Annotated in this window: 17 protein-coding genes; 6 read left to right on the forward strand and 11 right to left on the reverse strand. The window is 73.2% G+C overall.

Going from position 1 to position 18,103, the window contains the following annotated elements; genetic code table 11:
- Positions 1–69: 69 nt before the first annotated feature.
- From ETD83_RS28670 to ETD83_RS28710, 9 genes are all read right to left on the reverse strand, one after another.
- Positions 70–2,454, reverse strand: coding sequence for an AAA family ATPase (locus tag ETD83_RS28670; protein ID WP_230421260.1), 2,385 nt, complete (start codon positions 2,452–2,454; stop codon positions 70–72).
- Positions 2,451–3,689 carry a uroporphyrinogen-III C-methyltransferase gene (cobA, locus tag ETD83_RS28675; RefSeq protein ID WP_138648331.1) on the reverse strand — a complete coding sequence of 413 codons (1,239 nt, stop codon included), beginning with the start codon at positions 3,687–3,689 and terminating at the stop codon, positions 2,451–2,453. Before cobA ends, ETD83_RS28670 begins: the two co-directional genes overlap by 4 nt.
- Positions 3,690–3,839: 150 nt before the next feature.
- A complete protein-coding gene (gene cobT / locus ETD83_RS28680; RefSeq protein ID WP_138648332.1) occupies positions 3,840–4,919 on the reverse strand; it encodes a nicotinate-nucleotide--dimethylbenzimidazole phosphoribosyltransferase in 1,080 nt (359 codons plus the stop codon).
- Between the two features lie 11 nt (positions 4,920–4,930).
- Positions 4,931–5,962 carry an Rv2231c family pyridoxal phosphate-dependent protein CobC gene (cobC, locus tag ETD83_RS28685; RefSeq protein ID WP_138648344.1) on the reverse strand — a complete coding sequence of 344 codons (1,032 nt, stop codon included), beginning with the start codon at positions 5,960–5,962 and terminating at the stop codon, positions 4,931–4,933.
- 119 nt (positions 5,963–6,081) lie between these two features.
- Complete coding sequence (gene cbiE / locus ETD83_RS28690) at positions 6,082–7,383, reverse strand: precorrin-6y C5,15-methyltransferase (decarboxylating) subunit CbiE (RefSeq protein ID WP_138648333.1); 1,302 nt, start codon at positions 7,381–7,383, stop codon at positions 6,082–6,084.
- Between the two features lie 18 nt (positions 7,384–7,401).
- A complete protein-coding gene (locus tag ETD83_RS28695; RefSeq protein WP_138648334.1) occupies positions 7,402–7,920 on the reverse strand; it encodes a hypothetical protein in 519 nt (172 codons plus the stop codon).
- Complete coding sequence (locus tag ETD83_RS28700) at positions 7,917–8,597, reverse strand: GNAT family N-acetyltransferase (RefSeq protein WP_138648335.1); 681 nt, start codon at positions 8,595–8,597, stop codon at positions 7,917–7,919. Before ETD83_RS28700 ends, ETD83_RS28695 begins: the two co-directional genes overlap by 4 nt.
- Complete coding sequence (locus ETD83_RS28705; protein ID WP_138648336.1) at positions 8,594–10,054, reverse strand: cobyrinate a,c-diamide synthase; 1,461 nt, start codon at positions 10,052–10,054, stop codon at positions 8,594–8,596. Before ETD83_RS28705 ends, ETD83_RS28700 begins: the two co-directional genes overlap by 4 nt.
- A 63-nt stretch (positions 10,055–10,117) precedes the next feature.
- A complete protein-coding gene (locus ETD83_RS28710) occupies positions 10,118–10,738 on the reverse strand; it encodes an ATP-binding protein (protein WP_230421261.1) in 621 nt (206 codons plus the stop codon).
- Between the two features lie 189 nt (positions 10,739–10,927).
- Between ETD83_RS28710 and ETD83_RS28715 the strand changes: the two genes are divergently transcribed.
- The 4 genes from ETD83_RS28715 (at position 10,928) to ETD83_RS28730 (ending at position 14,863) form a co-directional block, all read left to right on the forward strand.
- Complete coding sequence (locus tag ETD83_RS28715) at positions 10,928–11,773, forward strand: helix-turn-helix domain-containing protein (RefSeq protein WP_138648337.1); 846 nt, start codon at positions 10,928–10,930, stop codon at positions 11,771–11,773.
- Positions 11,770–11,970 (forward strand): DUF397 domain-containing protein, encoded by a 201-nt coding sequence (locus ETD83_RS28720; RefSeq protein ID WP_205717938.1) that lies wholly within the window; start codon positions 11,770–11,772, stop codon positions 11,968–11,970. The genes ETD83_RS28715 and ETD83_RS28720 overlap by 4 nt, the downstream gene beginning before the upstream one ends.
- Before the next feature lie 106 nt (positions 11,971–12,076).
- Positions 12,077–13,096: an LLM class F420-dependent oxidoreductase gene (locus ETD83_RS28725; RefSeq protein WP_138648338.1), complete on the forward strand. Its 1,020-nt coding sequence runs from the start codon at positions 12,077–12,079 to the stop codon at positions 13,094–13,096.
- 96 nt (positions 13,097–13,192) lie between these two features.
- Positions 13,193–14,863, forward strand: a complete 1,671-nt coding sequence (locus ETD83_RS28730; protein ID WP_138648339.1) for an acetolactate synthase large subunit — start codon at positions 13,193–13,195, stop codon at positions 14,861–14,863.
- Between the two features lie 15 nt (positions 14,864–14,878).
- Here the strand turns inward: ETD83_RS28730 and ETD83_RS28735 are convergent, their stop codons facing one another.
- The gene (locus ETD83_RS28735; protein WP_138648340.1) at positions 14,879–15,679 is read right to left on the reverse strand and encodes a methyltransferase domain-containing protein; all 801 of its coding nucleotides are present in this window, start codon (positions 15,677–15,679) and stop codon (positions 14,879–14,881) included.
- Positions 15,680–15,817: 138 nt separating this feature from the next.
- On the reverse strand, positions 15,818–16,033 hold the full coding sequence (locus tag ETD83_RS28740; protein WP_138648341.1) for a hypothetical protein: 216 nt from the start codon (positions 16,031–16,033) through the stop codon (positions 15,818–15,820).
- A gap of 411 nt (positions 16,034–16,444) precedes the next feature.
- On the opposite strand from ETD83_RS28740, the gene ETD83_RS28745 reads away from it, so the two are divergent.
- Positions 16,445–17,635 (forward strand): sensor histidine kinase, encoded by a 1,191-nt coding sequence (locus ETD83_RS28745; protein ID WP_205717939.1) that lies wholly within the window; start codon positions 16,445–16,447, stop codon positions 17,633–17,635.
- Between the two features lie 18 nt (positions 17,636–17,653).
- The coding region (locus ETD83_RS28750) for a response regulator (RefSeq protein WP_138648342.1) at positions 17,654–18,103 on the forward strand (450 nt) is incomplete at its 3' end.

The raw sequence follows: 18,103 nt of genomic DNA on the forward strand, positions 1-18,103 counted from the left end.
GGCCGGGGGCGTCGGGGAGCGGGATCGCGCCGGAGCCCGGCGGCGAGTTCGTGGGGATGGCCGAGGTGGTCATCGGGCGACCTCGAGGTTGTAGGTGGCCTGGTACAGCTGGACGGGGACGGTCTCGTCCGGGATGCCGGCGGAGTCGAGCACCTGCTCGAACCTGATCGACTCCTCGTCGAACAGCATCCCGATGCGGCTGCGCAGGTCGGCGCGGGCCTTGGCGCCCATGCCGCGCAGCGACTCGGCGCCGAACAGCGCCTTCAGCAGCCGCTGCGGGACGGCGCTGTTGCCGCCCTCGACGGCCACGTCGGACGTGCCGTACCCGAGCAGGCCGATCATCAGGACGAGGGAGACCGCCTCGGTGTCGAACGACACCAGCTTCGCGACCGAGCGCTTGGTCACGCCCTCGGTGCGGATCAGCTCCTGGACGTGGTCCTGCCAGGAGCTGACCGCCCGGGTGACGCGGCGCGACAGCTCCGGGGAGACGTGCCCGAGCTCGGCGTCCGCCGCGGCGAGGACCTGCCGTCCGGCCGGGTGGTCCCGCCAGCGGGCGATGACCTGCTCGGCGCCGTGCTCGGCGGACGCCATGATCAGCGACTCGAGACCGCTGCGCAGCGCCGCCTTGAGCGCGCGGACCCGGGCCGGGCTGCGGCCCCGCCGCCGCGCGGACCGGCCGCGCCGGGACCGCTGCGTGTGCAGGGACCGCAGCAGGTCGCCGGTGCCGGCGAAGTCCTGCCAGCGGGCGAGGACCTCGCCGCGCAGCAGGGACCCGTTGCGGGTGGCCTCGTCGAGTTCGGCGAGCGCGGTGCCGTACCCGGCCGCGACCTCCGCGGCCAGCTCGCTGCGCTGCTCGACCTGCGCCTCGACCTGGCGGGCCAGCTCGGGGACGCGGGTGCGGAAGCTGTCGAGGACGGCGGCGAGGGTGTCGCTGATGACGATCTCGCGGTCGTCGGCGTCCTCGGCGACGCCGGTGAGCCAGGCGCGGATGTCCTCGACGGTCTCCTCGGGGAGGCGGCTGTCCTCGACCCGGGTCTCGGGGACGGTGAAGCGCCGCGCCTCGCCGACCTCGTTCTCGTCCAGCATCTCGCCGAAGTGCTCGACGATCTCGGCGCCCTGCGGCCCGGCGCCCTGGGGGACCCGCGAAAGCACGACGCCGATCGTGGCGCCGTTCTCCCTGGCGCGCTGGAGCATCTGCCACACCTGCGCGTCGGCGTACCGGGCGGCGGTGGTGACGCACAGCCAGAGGTCGGCGGCGGCCATCAGCTTGGTGGCGAACTCGTAGTGGTCCTCGAAGACGGAGTCGAAGTCGGGGCTGTCGAGGAGCGCGAGGCCGGGCGGGAGGACGTCGCTGGTGATGATGACCAGCTGGTCACCGGCGATGGCGTCGGGGGCCGGGCCGCGGACCCGTCCCATGCCCGGCAGCAGCGGCCCCTCAAGGAACCACCGCGCGTGGTCGGGGTGGCAGACGAGGATCGGGCTGCTGGTGGTCGGGCGGAGGACGCCGGTGGCGCTCACGCGGGCCCCGACCAGCGTGTTGACCAGCGTGGACTTGCCCGCGCCCGTGGACCCGCCGAGCACCACCAGCATCGGCGCGCCCGCGGCCTGGATGCGCGGGAGGACGTAGTCCTGGAGCTGGTCGCGCAGCTCGTCGCGGGCCTCGCGGGCGTCCTGGACGCCGGGCACGTCCAGCAGGAAGTTGAACGCGCCGAGCTGGTCGCGCAGGCCGGTGACGGCCCGGGTCAGCTCGCCCTGGCGCACCGTGTTGGGGGCGGCGGGCCTGGTCGCGCGACGCCGCCCGATGCTCCTGGGCTTGTCTTCCTTGGCGCGCTGGGCGTCCTTGCCAGGCTGCGTGTCCTGGCTGGGTTGTGTGTCTTTGCCGGGCTGTGTCGCGTCCTTGGCGGGCTGCGTCGTGGCTTTGTCGGTTTGTGCTTCCTTGCTCGGCTGGTCGTCCTTGCGGGGGCCCGATTCCCGGGCGGACGGGGCGTCGCCGCTGGACTTCGCGTGCTTGCCCGGCCGCGTGCCCCTGCCTGAGCGCGCGCCCGCGCGGGACTGGCCCGGCTGCGCGCGCTTGCCGGACGGCGCGTCATCGCCGGGCTCTGCTTCCTGGGGCTCGTCGCCCGCCTGGGCGTCCTTGCTACGGCGGGCGTAACGGCCTCGCCTCGTCTCCTTGGGGGCCTGCGTCTCCTTGGGGGCCTGCGCGTTCGGGGGTTCGGTCGCGCCGGCGTCCGGCGCGGGCCCGGCCTCCTCGGCGGTAGGACGATCTTCACCGGACGTTCCCTGAACCGCCTCGTCCTCGCCGTCCGCCCGGCCCTCGGGGCGGGCGGGTTCGTCGCGCCGGTCCGGCGCGGGCGCGGCGTCGTTCCCGGGGGGCGCGGAGTCCTCGATCCCGCGTCCCGGGCCGGCGCCGGCCTCCTCGTCGTGGACCGCGCTCTGCTCTGCCGGGGGTGTCACGGATCCCGTCCCATGTCCGCTCGAATCATGTCGATCTCTCGTGCCACGTTGACCACGTCGCCCACGACCACGATCGCCGGCGGCCGGACTTCGCCTGCGGCCATCGCGTCGGCCACCGTGCCCAGCGTCGCCGTCAACGACCGCTGGCCGGGGAGGGTGCCGTCCTGGATCACGGCGACCGGCGTGTCGGACGATCGACCATAGCGCATGAGGGCCGGTGCGATCAGCGTCATCCGCTCCACGGCCATGAGCAGGACGATCGTGCCGCTCCCCCGGCCCAGCGCGGCCCAGTCGACGGCCGAGTCGGGATGCCCGGGAGGGACGTGCGCGGAGACGACGTGGAACTCCTGCGCGACGCCCCGGTGGGTGACCGGGATCCCTGCGGCGGACGGCACGGCGACGGCGCTGGTGATGCCGGGGACGACCGTGACGGGCACGCCGTGCCGGGCGCAGTGGAGCGCCTCCTCACCGCCGCGGCCGAACACGAACGGGTCGCCGCCCTTGAGCCGGACGACGAAGCGCCCCTGCCTGGCATGATCGACCAGGTACTCGTTGATGCGGTCCTGCGTGACCGTCCGCCCGTAAGGGATCTTGGCGGCGTCGATCACCTCGACGTCGGGGGCCAGCTCGTCCAGGAGGCCGCCGGGGGCGAGCCGGTCGGTGACGACGACGTCGGCCATGGCGAGGAGCTGCCGGCCGCGGACGGTGATCAGCCCGGGGTCGCCGGGACCGCCGCCGACCAGGGCGACGCCCGCGGGCTTGCGCCGCGAGTGCCGGGATTCGAGGGCGCCGGCGCGGAGGCCGTCCACCACGGCGTCGCGGATGCCCGCGGCGCGCCGCGGGTCGCCGCCGAGCAGGACGCCGACGGTCGCGTCGCCCGCGTGGCCGCTCGCGGGCGTCCAGGCGGGCGAGGACTCGGCGTCGTCGGCCCGGACGGCCCAGATCCGCGCGTCCTCCGCCTCCGCGACCACGTCGGCGTTGACCTTGGCGTCGTCGGTGACGGCCTGGACCAGCCAGGCGCCCGCGCAGTCGCCGCTCCGGAAGCCCCGCCGGTGCCAGGTGATCTTCCCGCGCTCCGCGAGGCCCTGCAGGGTGGCGGTGACGTCGGGAGAGACCAGCACCACGTCGGCGCCCGCGTCCAGCAGCGCGGGCACGCGGCGCTGGGCGACCCGGCCCCCGCCGACGACGAGGACGCGCCGGCCGCCGAGTCGCAGACCTAGCAGGTACGGGGGCACGTGGTGATTCTCTCGATCGGATGTGCGGATCAGCTGGTGGACTCCGGTAACTGACAAGTGGCTTTGTGGAACAAAGGTACTCGGGTTGAGGAGTGCATGGAGAGGGCCTCCGCGCAGTCGATAGCCGAGCGTGACTCATTCCGTGATCGTTTAGTTACGGGCCCCGGCGTCCTTGCCGCTGACGCCGGCGGAGTCGAAGGTGGCGACCTCGTGCAGGACCCGCACCGAGCCCTGGACCAGCGGCAATGCCAGCAGGGCGCCCGTTCCCTCGCCCAGCCTGAGCTCCAGGTCCACGAGCGGGCGCAGGCCCAGCGCGGCGAGGGCGGCGGCGTGGCCGGGCTCGGCCGAGCGGTGCCCGGCGACGCAGGCGCCGATGGCGTCGGGGCAGAGGGCGGCGGCCGCGAGCGCGGCGGCTCCGGCGATCACCCCGTCCAGGACCACGGGGACGCGCAGGACAGCCGCGCCGAGGACGAACCCGGCGATCGCGGCATGTTCGAGCCCGCCGACCGCCGCGAGCACGTCCAGCGGCGCGGCGTCTTCGCCGGGGAGACCGTGGCGGGCGAGGGCGGTGCGGACGATCTCGACCTTGCGGGCGTGGGTGGCGTCGTCGATGCCGGTCCCCCGGCCGGTGACCCGCTCGGGCGGCAGGCCCGTGAACGCGGCGATCAGCGCGGCGGACGCGGTGGTGTTGGCGATCCCCATGTCCCCGGTGATCAGGCATCGGACTCCGCCCGCGACCAGGTCGTGGGCGACCTCGATGCCGGTGGTGACGGCGCGGCGGGTCTCGTCCATGGTCATCGCGGGGCCGAGCGTCATGTCCGCGGTGCCATGCGCGATCTTGCGCGGGAGCAGGCCGGGAGCCGGCTCGAGGTCGGCGGCCACGCCGATGTCGACGACGCTGACCCCGGCGCCGACCTGGGCGGCGAACGCGTTGACGACGGCGCCCCCGGCCAGGAAGTTGGCCACCATCTGCGCGGTGACCTCCTGCGGCCAGGGGGTGACGCCCTGCGCGTGGACGCCGTGGTCGGCGGCGAACACGGCGACCGCGGCGGGCTCGGGCAGCGGCGGCGGGCACCGTCCGGCCAGCCCGGCGAGCTTGACCGACAGCTCTTCCAGGACGCCGAGCGACCCGGGCGGCTTGGTGAGGCGGGCCTGGTGGTCGCGGGCGTCCCGCATGGCGGTCTCGTCCAACGGCGCGATGGCGGCGACGGTCTCCTCGATCAGGTTCACGGTGTCCTCTCTTAGATGCCGAGTTCGCCGAGCACGTCTAGGAGCGTGTCGTTGGACGTCCGGTCGCGGACGGCGATGCGCAGCCAGTCGGAGCCGAGCCCTGGGAATGTGTCTCCGCGCCTTACGGCGTAGCCGCGCTGCCTTAGCAGGGCTCTGATGCCGAGGGCGTCGGGCACGCACAGGCACAGAAAAGATGCTCGCGCCTCAGGGACGACATAGAGGCCGCGTGCGGTGAGTTCCGCGGCCAGCCGGTCGCGTTCGGCGGCGAGTGCGGCCGCCCACGCCTCGGCTTCGGCGACGGCCTCGGGGGCGGAGCACGCCTCGATGGCGACGAGCGCGGGCGTGGACACCGCCCAGAGCGGCTGCGCCTCTGCGAGCCGTCCGATCAGGTGGGGATCGGCCAGGACGTATCCGGCGCGCAGCCCGGCGAGGCCCCAGGTCTTGGTGAGGGAGCGGATGACGGCGACGCCGGTGGGCAGCTTGGCGGCGAGGGTCTCGGGCTCGCCGGGGACGCAGTCCATGAACGCCTCGTCGACGACGACCGTCCGGCCGGGTGCGGCCAGCGCGGCGACGGCGGCGGCCGGGTGCAGCACGGAGGTCGGGTTCGTCGGGTTGCCGATCACGACCAGATCCGCGTCGCCTGGAACCGCCGCGGGGTCGAGGGTGAAGTCCTTGCTGAGGATCACCCGTTCCACGGGGTGGCCGGCCGCCCGCAGCGCGGCCTCGGGCTCGGTGAACTGCGGGTGCACGACCACCGCCCTGCGCGGCGCGAGGACCCGCGCCAGCAGGACGAACGCCTCCGCGGCACCGGCTGTGAGCAGCACCTCGTCGACGGCTCTGCCGTGCCGCCGCGCGACCGCGCGCCGGGCCGGCCGCGGATCGGGGTAGCCGGCGAGGTCGGCGACGGACGCGCGGAGCCGCTCGGCGAGCCAGGCCGGGGGCATGCCCGTCCGGACGTTGACGGCGAAGTCGGCGAGCCCGTCCCCGACCTCCGCGTCCCCGTGATGCCGCAGGTCGATGTCCGGAAGGTCGGCCGCGGTCATGCGGACCTCGATCGGATGGGGCTGGCGGACGGTCAACTGCGCCTCCTGCGTCGCTTCCAGGACGGATACCAGGGTTTCACGGCTTGCGAGGCGTTACGTCCCTATCGCTCCGGAGCGTCCTATTCAGTAGGTTCGCCGGGTTCCGCGGGGTCGGCGGGCAAGGCGGAGATGGTCTCTATGGGGCGGATCGTCTGGGACGGGCGCCGCCCCCACGTCTGGACGTCCCGTTCGCCCCACACGATCGTCACGGGGGCGTCAGGCGGCTCTGGGCGCGCGTCCAGCGGGGTCGCTCGGAGCTGGACGGCCTCCGTGGTGAAACCGTGCTCGGCCAGCGCGTCCATCATCTCCGCCGCGGTCTCGGCGTCGTCGCGCGCCGGTGCGGAGGCCGCGACGGCGACGAGCCGGGACGGTCTGAGGGCGGCGCACGTCCGGACGGCGTCCGGCCCGGCCGGACCGGCGAGCCCGGGGCCGATGAACACGGCGTCGGGCTGGGGCAGGTGACCGGCCGTGGACCGCACGTCCCCGGACGCCATCGCGACCTTCACCCCGTGCAGGCGGACGTTCGTCCGGATCCGCTCACACGTCGCGTAGTCGCGGTCGACGGCGACGACGGCCGCGCCGAAACGCGCGCATTCGATGCCGACCGAGCCGTCGCCGGACTCCACGTCCCACACCATGTCCCCGACCCTCGGACCGAGCCTGGCCAGGACGAAGGCGCGGACGTCCGGCCTGAGACCGCCGCCTCCCTCCCCGAAGGCGTCCGAGGGCAGCGCCCATCCGGCGGGGCCCGGCGCGGCGCCCGAGATCCAGGTGGCCTCGCCGAGTGCGTGCCGGTTGTCCAGGACGAGCACCACATCCGGGTTGCTCCACGGACGGGTCGTGGCCTCGGCCGGACGGACGTACACGACCCGCTCCCCCGGCCCGTCCAGGTCTTCGCAGACGACGAACGACCGTGGGGTCACGGGGAACAGCGCGCGAGCCAGTTCCGCTGGGCCAGCACCCGGCCCGGTCAGCACGGCCACCTTGGGGTGGGCTCGGCATGCGTTGACGGCTTGTCTCAGGTGCCCGTCGCGGGCGGAGACGACCAGTGCGTCCTCCCAGGGCAGTCCCGCCTGGGCGAAGGCCCGCGCCACCATGGGCGCGGACGGCAGGACCTCTGGGGCATGCCCCTGTTCGAGCAGCATCCGGAGGATCCCGAAGTAGCCCGGATCGCCGTCCACGACGAGCACGACGTTCTGGTCTGTGACGTCTACGCCTTGCAGCGCCTCTGCCAGATCCTCGGCGGCGACCACCCGAGCCTCGGGCGCCATGGGCAGACCGGCCAGGTGGCCGGGTTCTCCCACCACCAGTGCAGCGCTTTCCAGAGCCGTCCGGGCCGCTTCGCTGAGCGGTGAACCGTTGCGGCCGACCACCGTCAGCATCGCTACCCCGCCAACTGCCTACCGGGCCATTCGCCCGTACATGCCGACCATGCGCTCGCCCTCCGGATCTACCATGACCACCTGCGCGGCGACCGGGCTGGTGGACGTCCCGGCGGCCTCGGCGGCGAGACGTTCCAGCTCCCCCGCCGTCCGGCGGCACAGCTCCCGGCCGCACGGGCCGAGCACGCCCGCGGCCTCCCACCGGTCGTAGGCGTCCCGCAGCGTCGGCGCCTCGGCCACCGTGGCGGCCAGCGCGAAGTCCCCGCCCATGTCGAGGGTGATCGACTCCAGGACGCCGGCCACGCCCCGCACGCCGCCGAGGAAGCGGGCCTGCTCGTCCATCCCGGCGACCAGGACGACCTGCGCCGGCGCCGCCTTGACCGCCTCCTCGAACGCCGCGCGCAGCCTCGCCGGGCCGGGCTCGCCGGACGCCCCGGCCGGGACGAAGCGCGCGTCCGGCAGCCCCGGCAGCATCCGGCCGGCCGCCTCGCGTGCGCCCGCCCCGTAGAGCACGAGCGTCCTGTCCGCGTCGATCACCCGGACCGCCCCTCCTCGTCCTGGGCGTCGAGCCTGTCCGAGGCGACGCCGGAGCGCGGGCGCGGCGCGCCGAGGACTCCCGATCCGACCTGCGCCCCGGGCGATCCGACCTGCGCCCCGGGCAGTGGCGTGTCGGTCGCGACCCGGCTGAAGACGATCATGTCCCGGTTGACGCCGTCCTCGCGTTCCGCGCCCCGCGCGACGCCCTCGCGCACGAAACCGGTCTTCTCCGCGACGCGGATGGACGCGTGGTTGGTGACCATGGCGCGCAGCTCGACGCGGAAGAGCCCGCAGTCGCGCAGCGCCCACTCGGAGACGAGCGCGAGGGCCTCGGTGGCGTAGCCGCGCCCGCGCGCCGACGGCCGCATCCCGTACCCGACCTCGCTCGTCAGATGCTCCCAGTTCACCTTGAACAGCCCGATCGTGCCGAGCAGGTCGCCGGTGTCCCGGCCGGTCACCGCGAGGTGGACGCCCAGCCCGTACCGCTGGACCTTGTGGACGCCCTCGCGCAGGAACCAGGCGATGGGCTCGGCCTCCAGCACGCCCGGGAAACTGGGCGGCAGGAAATCCTCCCCGGCGCGGATCACCTCGATCAGCCCCGGAGCGTCGTCCAGGCTGAACGGCCGCAGCACGACCCGTTCACCCTCCAGCCGGACGGTTCCCTCGAAGGCGTTCACTCGCGCTCCCCTTCCCCGCGGGCGTCCTTTTCCACGGGTTTCTTTCCCGCAGGTCCCACGGGTTTCCTTCCCGCGGGCGTCTTTTCGCAGGCGTCGACCAGCCTGCTCGCGAACCGGGGCGACCCCGCCCAGTGCAAATGAAGGTAGGACGCGACGCAACCGCCCTGCACGAACCCCACGGGACCGGACGCGGCCCATTGCCAGGCCGCCGTGTCCCCGTGGGCGGGTTCGGTGACCGTGCTGTGGAACTCGTGGCCGCGCACCCGTTCGCCCGAGCGGGCGACGACCGAGTCGGCCACCGCCACCGCGGCACGATAGCCCAGTGTCAGCCGCGAGGCCATGGTCGCCTTCACTCCGGCCAAGACGCCGCACATGGCGGCGCCGTCCAGCTCTTGCGCGAGATAGAGAAGGCCCGCGCATTCGGCGTACACGGGACGCGACGCCTTACCGAAGGCGGCCAGCTCATTTCGCAAGGGCTCATTGGACGAGAGCTCGGCCGCGTGCATCTCGGGAAAACCTCCGCCTATGACGACGCCGCTCGTCCCTTCGGGGAGTTTCTCGTCCCGCAGCGGATCGAATCGGACGACTTCGGCGCCCGCCGCCGTCAGAAGCTCCTCGTTCTCCGCGTACCCGAACGTGAACGCGGGGCCTCCGGCGACCGCGATCCGCGGGCGTCCGGCCGCCTTCTCCCGGCGTCCCGCCGCCTCCGCCGGGTCCCAGGGCCCGGCGGTCAGCGGGGGCGCCGCGCGGGCCAGCGCGAGGATCGCGTCCAGGTCGCAGGACGCGGCGATCAGCTCGCCGAGCCGCCGGACGGTCCGGACCGCGTCCGCCCGCCGCTCGGCCGCCGGGACGAGCCCGAGATGCCGCGACGGGGCCGTCGCCTCGTCGTGGTGGCGGAGCGCCCCCAGCACGGGCAGGCCCAGGCCCTCGACGGCGTCGCGGCACATGCGTTCGTGGCCGTCCGAGCCCAGCCGGTTGAGGATCACGCCGCCGAACCTGACCGTCCCGTACGAGCGGAAGCCGTGGACGAGCGCGGCCACGGACCGTCCGGCCGCCGCGGAGGCGTCCACGACAAGGACGACGGGCGCGTCCAGGAGGGTCGCGACATGCGCGGTGGACGCGTAGTCACCGCCACCCGCCGCGTCGGACGACCCCAGGCCCGCGGCACCGTCGTACAACCCCATGACGCCTTCGACGACGGCGACGTCCGCTCCGTCCGCGCCGTGCAAGAACAGCGGGGCGATCAGTTCCTCGGACGTCAGCCATGGATCGAGGTTCCGTCCAGGACGTCCTGTGGCGAGCGCGTGGTAGCCGGGGTCGATGTAGTCGGGCCCGACCTTGTGCGGGGAGACCGCCAGGCCGCGGGCAGCGAACGCGGCCATCAGACCCGTCGCGACGGTGGTCTTGCCGCTTCCCGTGGAAGGCGCGGCCACAACGAGCCGCGGAACATCGAGCACGTGCGCACAGCATAGGGCGTCGCGGTGCGCGGCCGGCGCGTGACGCCCCGGCGCTGGAGACGGTCAGCCGAGGGCGGGGCCCGCGGTCTCGCCGAGCACGGTGAACCAGACGGCCTTGCCGCGGACGGACGGCCCGAGCCGTGATCGCGTCCGCCGCATGCCCCAGCGCCCGCCCGACAGCTCCCGGACGATGCTGAGCCCGCGCCCGCAGTCGCCGGACGTCCACGAGTAGCCGGGGAGCGCGGCGTCGGGGAACGCGTCGAAGACCGCGCACCGCACCTCGCCGCTCACACCGTCACCGGCCTCGCCCACCGCCGCGCCCTCGCCGGCACCGTTGGTGCCGGTGCCGTCGGTGGTGCCGTCATGATCCGCCGTGGCCTCGCCCGGCTCGTTCTCGCCGAGGTAGAGCCACAGCTCGTGCGGGCCGTGCTCCCCGGCGTGCTGGTGCGCGTTCGTCGCCAGCTCGCTCACCATGAGCTGGGCGTCGGCGATCGCGTCCGGCGGGACGCCCAGCGAGGCGAGCGCGTCGCGCAGGACGCGGCGGGCGTGGCCGGCGCATCCGGCCCCGCCCGGCAGGGCCCAGACCCACCCGGGCATGGTTCCCGCGGCGGCGCGGTCATCGCCGCCGTCCGCCATCGCGTCGGCCATGGTGTCGGCCGTCAGGCCGGCAGTCGTGCTCTTCACGGGTTCCTCCCGCGTTCCTCGGGCGCGCGGCCGGCCCGCTCGTCACTGTCAGTCCCCCGGTAGTTACGGAGCCAAGCGTGTCGTGAGAATTTCACCGGCGCAACACTCTTGGCGGAATTGCTCTACCCTTCCTGCCGGCTTCGTCAATCGCGTTGTGACAAGCGTCAAGAGTGGTAAGACTCCACTCCCATGACCTACCGCCCCACCGTCCGTGGCCGCCGCCTGGCGCGAGAACTGCGCAAGCTGCGCGAGGAGCAGGGCCTGACCTTGCAGGAGGTGGCGGATCGGCTCGACTGGTCGCGAGCCACCGTCTCCCGCCTCGAAACCAGCCAGACCCGGCCCAAACCCGGCGACATCGCCGACATCCTCGACCTCTACGGCGTGCCCAGCCCCGGCCGCGACGCGCTCATCACCCTGGCCCGGCAGGCCGGGCAGCGGGGCTGGTGGACGGCCTACCAGGACGTCTTCGCGGGCAGCTATGTCGCGCTGGAGGACGAGGCGTCGCACATCCGCACCTGGGATCCGCAGCTCGTCCACGGGCTGCTGCAGACCGAGCAGTACTCCCGGGCCGTGATCACGGCCGGCCGGCTGCTGCCGGGCCCCGAGGACATCGAGCGGCGCATCGCCGCCCGCAAGATCCGCCAGGCGCTGCTGGACCGGGCGGACGCGCCGCGCCTGCACGTCGTGTTCGACGAGGCGGTGCTGCACCGTCCGATCGGAGGCGAGAAGGTGATGCGCGACCAGTTGGAGGCCCTCGCCACCGCCGTGAATACCCGCCCATCCGTCACGATTCAGGTACTTCCGTATACGGCGCGGGAGCATGCGGGCCTCGATGGACGATTCACCATATTGTCGTATCCAGACCCCGCTGACCCAGATATCGCCTACGTAGAGGGCACCATGGGCGACGTTTACCTTGAGAGCGCGGAGGCAATAGCAAAACATAGGGATCGCTTCGATCGGATCGAGGCGGTCGCCCTGTCCCCCGAGGATTCCGCGCACCTCATAGCCGAGGCAGCAAGGAGCAGCCCGTGACCAACCTGCAGCGCGAACTCACCGGCGCCGCCTGGCGCAAGTCGTCCCACAGCGGGAGCGGCGACCAGTGCGTCGAGGTGGCCTCCCTGACCAGCGACCTTCGCGCGGTCCGCGACTCCAAGGACCCCGCCGGTCCCGCGCTGGTGCTGACGGCGCCCGCCTGGCGGAGCCTGCTGAGCGCGATCAAGGAGGTCTAGCGACGGAACCGGGGGCCGCGGCGAGCCGTCGCCGCGGCCCCCGGCCCTTCCCGGAAACTAGAACGTGTTCTAGTATCGCGGTGCGACGATTACCGGAGGGTGCACCGTGACCGCGGAACTGAAACTCGGCATCAACGTCGGCTACTGGCAGCGCGACGCCGACGACCAGACCGATACCGTCCTCGCGGCCGAGCGCTGCGGCTACGACTCGGTGTTCACCGCGGAGGCGTACGGCTCGGACGCGTTCACCCCCCTGACCTGGTACGCGGCCCGGACGTCCCGGATCAAGCTGGGCACCGCCGTCGCGCAGATCTCGGCGCGCACCCCGGCCGCCACCGCCATGCACGCGCTGACGCTGGACGCGCTGTCGGGCGGACGGGTCATCCTCGGGCTCGGCGCGTCCGGCCCGCAGGTCGTCGAGGGCTGGTACGGGCAGCCGTTCCCGAAGCCGCTCGCCCGCACCCGCGAGTATCTCGGCATCGTCCGGCAGGTCTGGCGCCGCGACGCCCCGGTGACCAGCGCGGGCCCGCACTACCCGCTGCCGCTCCCCGGCGGCGCGGGCCTCGGCAAGCCGCTGAAGTCGATCGTGCATCCCGTCCGCGCGGACATCCCCGTCTACCTGGGCGCGGAGGGGCCGAAGAACGTCGCGCTGGCCGCCGAGATCGCGCAGGGCTGGCTGCCGCTGTTCGTCGACCCCGCGCAGATCGAGCCGGTCTTCGGCACGTCGCTGGCGGATCGTCCGGACGGCTTCGAGATCGCCGCCACCGTCGTCACGATCGTCACCGACGACCTCCCGGCCGCGCTGGAGTTCGCCAAGATCCCCGTCGCGTTCTACATCGGCGGGATGGGCGCGCGGCAGCGCAACTTCCACCTCGACATGATCGGCCGGCTCGGCTACGCGGAGGAGGCCGCCCGCGTCCAGGACCTCTTCCTCGCCGGACGCCGCGACGAGGCGATCAGGGCCGTGCCCGACGAGCTGGCCGACGCGATCTCCCTCCTCGGCCCCATCGGACGGATCAAGGAGCGGCTCCAGCTGTGGCGCGACAGCCCCGTCACCACCGTGCTGATCGCCGGCGTGCGGGACGAGCCGACGCTCCGCGCGATCAAGAACATCGCCGATTCCTGAGAGCGATCACACATCGACGCGGCGGAATTGCGGTAGGGCCCAGGATGCTGAACGAGGCAGCACCCAGCGATCAGCAGACTGGAGATGGGACACACGATGTCCACGCAAGAAGCCCCCGCGCAACAGGAGGCCGCCCGGCTGCTCGTCCGGGCCCTTGAGGCGGAGGGCGTCGAATACGTCTTCGGAATTCCGGGCGAGGAGAACATCCATTTCGTCCACGCTCTGACCGACTCGTCCATTCGCTACGTCCTGGTCCGGCACGAGCAGGGCGCGGCGTTCATGGCGGAGATCTACGGCCGCCTCACCGGGAAGGCGGGCGTGGCGTCGGCGACGCTCGGCCCCGGCGCGATCAACCTCCAGCTCGGCGTCGCGGACGCGACCACCAACAGCACCCCGGTCGTGGCGATCTCCGCGCAGGTCGGCCTGGACCGCATCTACAAGGAGTCGCACCAGATCGTCGACCTGGTGTCGCTGTTCCGTCCGATCACCAAGTGGTCGGAGCTGGCACCCCGGGCCGAGGCGCTGCCGGAGATGGTGCGCAAGGCGTTCAAGACGGCGCAGACCGAACGTCCGGGCGCCGTCTACCTGGCGATCCCGGAGGACGTCGAGGCCGCGAAGGTCTCCCCCGAGCTGAAGCCGCTGCCGGTCAACGTCGTCCGGACGCAGGAGCCGTCGCCGTCGCAGATCGCCCGCGCCGCCGACGTGCTCGCGCTCGCCGCCCGGCCCATCGTCCTGGCCGGGCACGGCGCCACCCGCGCCCGCGCGGGCGACGCGCTGCGGTACTTCTCCGAGCACCTCGGGCTGCCGGTCGCGACCACGTTCAACGGCAAGGGCGTCTTCCCCGACGACCATCCCAACGCGCTCGGCGCGGTCGGGTTCATGCGCCACGACTTCGTCAACTTCGGATTCGACGAGGCGGACGTCCTCATCGCCGTCGGCTACGAGCTGCAGGAGTTCGACCCCGTCAAGATCAACCCGAACGCCGACAAGAAGATCATCCACATCCACCAGTTCCCCGCCGAGGTGGACGATCACTACCCGGTCGAGGTCGGCATCCAGGGCGACATCTCCCGGACACTCCACACGCTGGCCGACTCCGTCCACCGCCGCTTCGACGTCAACGGAACTGGCCGGAAGATCCGCGAGATGATCCGCGAGGAGCTGGCCGAGGGGGCCACCGAGGGCGGGCATCCGCTGTCGCCCCGCCGCATCGTCTCCGACGTCCGCGCCGCCATGGGCCGGGGCGACATCGTGCTCGCCGACACCGGGGCGGTGAAGATGTGGATGGCGCGCATGTACCCGACGTACGAGCCGAACACGCTGCTGGTCTCGAACGGGCTGTCGTCCATGGGCTTCGCGGTCCCGGGCGCGATCGCGGCGAAGCTCGCCCGCCCCGACCGCAGGGTCCTCGCCGCGACCGGCGACGGCGCGTTCCTGATGAACTCGCAGGAGCTGGAGACCGCCGTCCGCGAGAACATCCCGATCACCGTCCTGATCTGGGACGACTCCGCCTACGGCCTGATCGGGTGGAAGATGGAACTGGACCTCGGCACCAGCTCCAACATCACGTTCGGCAACCCCGACTTCGTGAAGTACGCGGAGAGCTTCGGCGCCCGCGGCTACCGCGTCGAGGCGGCCGACGACCTCCTCCCGACCCTCCGCAAGGCCCTGGCGGACGACACGGTCTCCGTCGTCACGGTCCCCGTCGACTACTCCCACAACCTCGAACTGACCGACAAGCTCGGCGAGCTCACCGGCCCGTTCTGACCGGCCCCGCCGATGTCAGGCGCGGCAGAGGATCTCGCCGTGGGTGACGGAGTACCAGCCGTCGTCGGCGGCGGCCCATGCCTTCCAGCCCTCGTAGACGCGCTGCAACTCTTCGCGGGTGGCGTGGCCGCCGGCGACGGCGTGGTCGGCGACCGATGACCGGAGCAGGCGGCCGCCCCATGACTCGCTCCACCATTCGCGTTCCTCGGGGGTGGCGTAGCACCAGGACGAGGCCGACGCGGCGATGTCGGTGAATCCGGCGGCGCGGGCCCAGGAGACGAGGCGGCGGCCCGCGTCGGGTTCGCCGCCGTTGCCGCGGGCGACCTTGTAGTAGATCGGCATCCAGGCGTCCATGCCGGGCGGGTCCGGGTGCCAGACCATCGTGCCGAAGTCGGCGTCGCGCGCGGCGACGATGCCGCCGGGCCTGGCGACGCGGCGCATCTCGCGGAGGGCCTGGACGGGATCGGCGACGTGCTGCAGGACCTGGTGGGCGTGGACGACGTCGAACGTGCCGTCGGCGTAGGGCAGGGCGTGGACGTCCGCGACGGCGAATTCGACGTTGTCCAGAGCGGCGGTGTTGCCGCGGGCCTCGTCCAGGACGGTCTGCGCGGAGTCGGCGGCGACGACGCGGCCGGGGGCGACGCGTTCGGCGAGGCCGGCGGTGATCGTGCCGGGGCCGCAGCCGACGTCCAGCACGGACGCGCCGGGACGCAGGTGCCCGGCCAGGTAGGCCGCGGAGTTCTCGACGGTCCGCCACGTGTGCGAGCTCAGGACGCTTTCGTGGTGGCCGTGGGTGTAGGTCGCTTCAGGGGACATCGGATCGCCTCTCTGTACCGTGCCCTCACCCTACGATCTGCTCTCACATTCTGAGAATTCTGTCTTGCCATTTGAGACAGCACGGCGAAAGAGAAGGGGACCGAGGGTTCCTCGGCCCCCTTCGCCGTCGTTCGCCGGTCAGGCCGCCACGGCGATCGGGGCGGGCGCGGGACGCAGGGCCGGGGCCGCGCGCATGGGCAGCGCCTCGACGGGGGCCAGCGCGGGCGAGATCTCGGCGTAGGCGTTCAGCGACGCATGGGAAAGATCGGTGAGCCACGGCTGCACGACGGTCCGCTCGGCGGGCCCGTCCAGCAGCGGGTGGGAGAGATGGAACGTGCCGGTCGCTGCGCTCATGCCAACACCCCTTCCATAAGCCCGGTGGGCCGCGCCGGTGCGGCTGCCACCATCAGTCACATACCCCTTGGTACGTCCGTACAAGCCACTCGGTTCGGCATCTGTTCCCAGGTGTCGCCCGAATCACAAGGTCAACGCTACGCGTCACCTCTGACATTCTCGAACCTTTATTCGACCGGGCTCAGGACCGGCGGTCGCCGCGGAACGACTCGGCGATCTCCATGGCGGGCATCACGATGCCGCCGTAGATCACGAAGGCGGCGAACGCGACGACGAACGGTGCATAGATCAGGTACATGCCTCCAGCGTGCGCGGCGCCGCCCCGCCTCCGCATCGGACGCGGGGCCGGTCCCGGGCGGCGGGTATCGGCCGAACGGTCGATCCGGCGGTCGGCCGCGGGTCGTACGCTCCATGGGCGTGAGCGACATCGGGGCACGGCTGGACCGCATCCACCTGTTGGGCGGCTGCCTGGCGCGCACCGCGTACGCGGCGTTCGCCGCGATGTTCCTGCTGGCCTGCCTGGCCGCCGGCATCCGGGACACCGCCCTCGTGTGGATGGTGCTCGTCGCGGCCGTGGCCAACGCCGCCGCGGTCTCCGGGCGGCGCTTCGTCGCGTGGACGATCGCCGCCGCGTCGCTGTCGGCGCTCACCACCCTCCTCCTCGCGATGGAGCCGGGGGCCGGGGCCAGCGCCCCGAGCCTGTTCGCCGAGATCGGCGCCCTGCTGATCCTCGTCGTGCGGGCGGCGTGGAAGATGCCCAGGCGGCGGCTGGTCCTCCTGGCCCCGCTGCTCGCCGTCGCGATCCTGTCGACGCCGCTGCGCTGGTCGGCGCTCGCGGCGGTCCTGTTCACCGCGCCGCTCGGCATCACCGTGGCGGTCGCCGCCGGCATCGGGCTGTACCTGCGGGCGATGGACGCGCGGCGGGCCAGGTCCCTCGCCGCGGCACGGCGGGACGAGCGGCTGGAGCTGGCCCGCGACCTGCACGACTTCGTCGCCCACCATGTGACGGGGATCGTCGTCCAGGCGCAGGCGGCGCGGTTCGCGGCCCGCTCGGGGGCCGCGCCGCCCGGGCCGGACGAGCTGGACGGCATGTTCGGCGGGATCGAGAAGGCCGGCACCGAGGCGCTCACCTCGATGCGCCGCATGGTCGGCCTGCTGCGCGACGCGCAGAACGTCGACGCGTCCGACGGGGACGCCCGCGGGGCCGTCCGCCGGCCCGTGGGTGATCTCGCGCGGCTCCAGGAGCTCGTCGCGGGGTTCGCCCATCCGCCCGCCGCGCTGACGATCGCGCCCGATCTCGGCACGCTGCCGCCCGAGGTGGCGGCGTCGGCGCACCGCGTCGTGCAGGAGGCGCTCACCAATGTCCGCAAGCACGCCGCCGACGCCGCGTCCGTCCGGGTGACGCTCGCGCGCGCCGGGGGCGAGGTCGAGGTCGCCGTCCGGGACGACGGGCGGGGACGCGGGCGGCGCCTCCCGTCCGGCGGGTTCGGGCTGACCGGCCTGGCCGAGCGGGTCGGCGCGCTCGGCGGGCGGCTGTACGCCGGTCCGCGTCCCGAGGGGGGCTGGGAGGTCGTGGCCGTGCTTCCCGCCGGGGAGGGGTGACCTGACAGAATCGGCCGCGTGGCCATCCGTGTACTGATCGCCGACGACCAGGAGATGGTCCGGACCGGGTTCCGGATGATCGTCGACTCGCAGCCCGACATGGAGGTGGTCGGGGAGGCCGCGGACGGCGCCGAGGCCGTCGCGCTGGCCCGCCGCCTCCGCCCCGACGTGTGCCTGTTCGACATCCGGATGCCGGCGATGGACGGCCTGGAGGCGACCCGCGTGCTGGCCGGGCCCGGCGTCGCCGACCCGCCCCGCATCGTCATCGTCACGACGTTCGACATGGACGAGTACGTCTACGGGGCGCTGCGCGGCGGCGCGGTCGGGTTCCTGCTGAAGGACAGCGGGCCCGCGCTGCTGCTGGAGGCCGTCCGCGCGGCGGCGAACGGCGAGTCGCTGGTGTCGCCGTCCATCACCGTCCGGCTGCTGGAGCGCCTGGCGAAGCCGTCCGCCGTCCCGCCCCCGCCC

The organism is Actinomadura soli, assembly GCF_005889715.1.
Classification (GTDB): domain Bacteria; phylum Actinomycetota; class Actinomycetes; order Streptosporangiales; family Streptosporangiaceae; genus Spirillospora; species Spirillospora soli.